The organism is Deinococcus murrayi DSM 11303 (assembly GCF_000482805.1).
GTDB lineage: Bacteria > Deinococcota > Deinococci > Deinococcales > Deinococcaceae > Deinococcus > Deinococcus murrayi.
Genome location: NZ_AXWT01000054.1, coordinates 1 through 2,583, shown reverse-complemented (window position 1 = coordinate 2,583; position 2,583 = coordinate 1). Strand labels below are relative to the sequence as shown.

Here is a 2,583-nt window from a genome sequence, read left to right as displayed (position 1 = left end):
GGGCGCGCTCCCCCAGAATCTGCGAATTCGACATCCCCAGATTCTCGCGTCTGGGAGCGCTTTTTCGCTACCTATTCAGGTGCAACTCCTGAGTCATGGCTGCTGGCGTCCTCCTCGTAGCTGTCGCTCTGGGGAGTCTCCTCATTCCCGCATTGCGGCAACTGGAATGAGGAGCCGCAGAAGTACCGGTTTGCACTCTGGCACTGGCATTTCCGGCAAAGTTATGGGCAGGTGCTGCCTGCACAGTACGTGTCGCAGCACCTGACATCGACAGGGAAGTACCGCCACTGCCAATTCCCGGCACTTTTTCAGGGAGCCTCCATGCAGCAGCGCTGGACCATCGACGAACTCATCGACACCTGGACGCTGCTGCCCACCGAGACCGACCTTCTGCGCAACAAAACTGGCCCCACCCGTCTGGGCTTCGCCGTCATGCTCAAGGCCTTCCAGCACGAGGGCCGGTTTCCCTACAACACCCATGAGGTGCCGGAAGCCGCCGTCGAGTACGTCGCCCAGCAGGTGGGCGTGGCGACCGACGAGTACCGGGCGTTCAACTGGCGCAGCCGCAACAGCAGCTACCAGCGCCAGGACATCCGGGCATTCTGTGGGTTCCGCGAGTTCACGAACGAGGATGCCGGGACGCTGACGGACTGGCTGAGCCAGTCCGTTGTTCCGAACGAGGCACGCTCCGGCGCTGTGACCGAAGCTGCTCTGCGCTGGCTCCGCGAGAACGGTATCGAGCCGCCCAGCCCCGGGCGGCTCCAGCGGTTCGTGGACGCGGCGGAACGGCACTATGACCTGCGCCTGTGCCAGACCATCCACGACCGTTTGAGCACCGATCACCGGGCAGGGCTGGAGGCGCTGCTGAGGCCGACGACGCTGGAGGAAGACCAGCCGGAAGACCACGAGGGCCTTGGCCCTCGTGGTTCAGTACTGCAAAACCTGCGGACCAACTCCGAGAAACGCGGCGTGGAGAGCGTGGAAGAGCAGATCGAGAGGCTGCGCCTGCTTCGTCGACTGAAGCTCCCCCAACCGCTTTTCGCGGACGTGGCCCCCCACGTCCTGACCCGTTACAGCGAGCGGGCCTCCAACGAGTCCCCCAGTCACTTCCGGGCACAGAGTCCGCCTGTGCGCCTCACGCTGCTGGCCGCCTTCTGTACTGCGCGTGCCGCCGAACTGACCGACACCCTGGTGACGCACCTGATGGACATGGTTCACCACATCAATGTCAAAGCCGAGCGGCGGGTCGAGCGCAACTTCGTGGCCGAGTTCAGGCGGGTCCACAACAAGGACCGCATTCTGGAGCGGTTGCTGGAGGCCGCGCTGGGGAATCCCGACGGCACGGTACGCGAGGTGCTGTTCCCCGTGGTGGACGAGCAGACCCTGCGTGATTTGCTGCGCGAGTACAAGGAGAAGGGAGGCTTCCGGCAGCAGGTCCACACCCTCGTGCGCAGCACCTACCGCAGCCACTACCGCCGGATGATCCCCTGGCTGCTCACCGAACTGTCGTTCCGGTCCAACAATCACCGGCACCAGCCGGTGATCGACGCCCTGGGCCTGCTGGGGCGGTATGTGGACAGCAACGCGAAGATTTACCCGTCCGAGGAGCACATCCCGGTCGGTGGCGTGATCGACCGCAACATCCGTGACCTGATTCTGGAACGGGGACCGGATGGTGGAACGCGCGTCAACCGCGTGAACTACGAGCTGTGCGTCCTGTCCGCGCTGCGGGACGCTCTGCATTCCCGTGAAATCTGGGTCGTGGGAGCCGACAAGTACCGTGACCCCGACAAGGACCTGCCCCAGGACTTCGAGGCGCGTAAGGAAAGTTACTTCCAGGCGCTGAGACAGCCGCAGGAGGTGGATACCTTCGTGCTGGGCCTGGAGCAGCAGCTCAAGGACGCTCTGGTGATGCTGCACGACGGCCTGCCGAAGAATACCGGCGTGCGGGTGGTCACGCGGGACGGGGGCCGCTTCGTGGTTACGCCCCTGACCCGGCAGCCGGACCCGCCCTTCTACGACACCTTGAAGGGTGAGGTGGGGCGGCAGTTCTGGAACACCCAGTTGCTCGACGTTCTGGTTGAGGTGGACCGGCGTGCGGGGATTACCCCGCACTTCAAGAGCTTCATGACCCGCGAGAACATGCCGCGTGATCAGCTCCAGCAGCGGTTGCTGCTGTGCCTGTACGGCCTGGGAACGAATACCGGTTTGAAGCGGGTAGCCGCCGGGCAGGACGGGGTCGGGTACTCGGACCTGAAGTACGTCCGGCGGCACTACATCCACCGCGACGCGCTGCGGGCGGCGAACGCCGCAGTCGTGAACGCTACGCTGGCCGCGCGCCGCCCGGACATCTGGGGTGAGGGGACCACCAGTTGTGCCAGTGATGCCAAGAAGTACGCTGCCTGGGACGGGAACCTGCGGACGCAGCGGTCCATCCGGTACGGCGGGGACGGGGTGATGATCTACTGGCACGTCGAAAGACGTGCCAGTGGTCTGCTCCCCGAAAACTGGACGGTCAGGACTAGAGACTCAGGCTCGCCCCCAGCCCTAGGCTGGAAAGTGAGGCGACCTCTATGAAAACCC

1 protein-coding gene is annotated in these 2,583 nt (G+C 64.5%); it reads left to right on the top strand.

Going from position 1 to position 2,583, the window contains the following annotated elements; translation table 11 throughout:
• The first annotated feature begins 321 nt into the window (after positions 1–321).
• A complete protein-coding gene (locus tag H565_RS14935) occupies positions 322–2,577 on the top strand; it encodes a Tn3 family transposase (RefSeq protein ID WP_051363514.1) in 2,256 nt (751 codons plus the stop codon).
• The last annotated feature ends 6 nt before the right edge of the window (positions 2,578–2,583 follow it).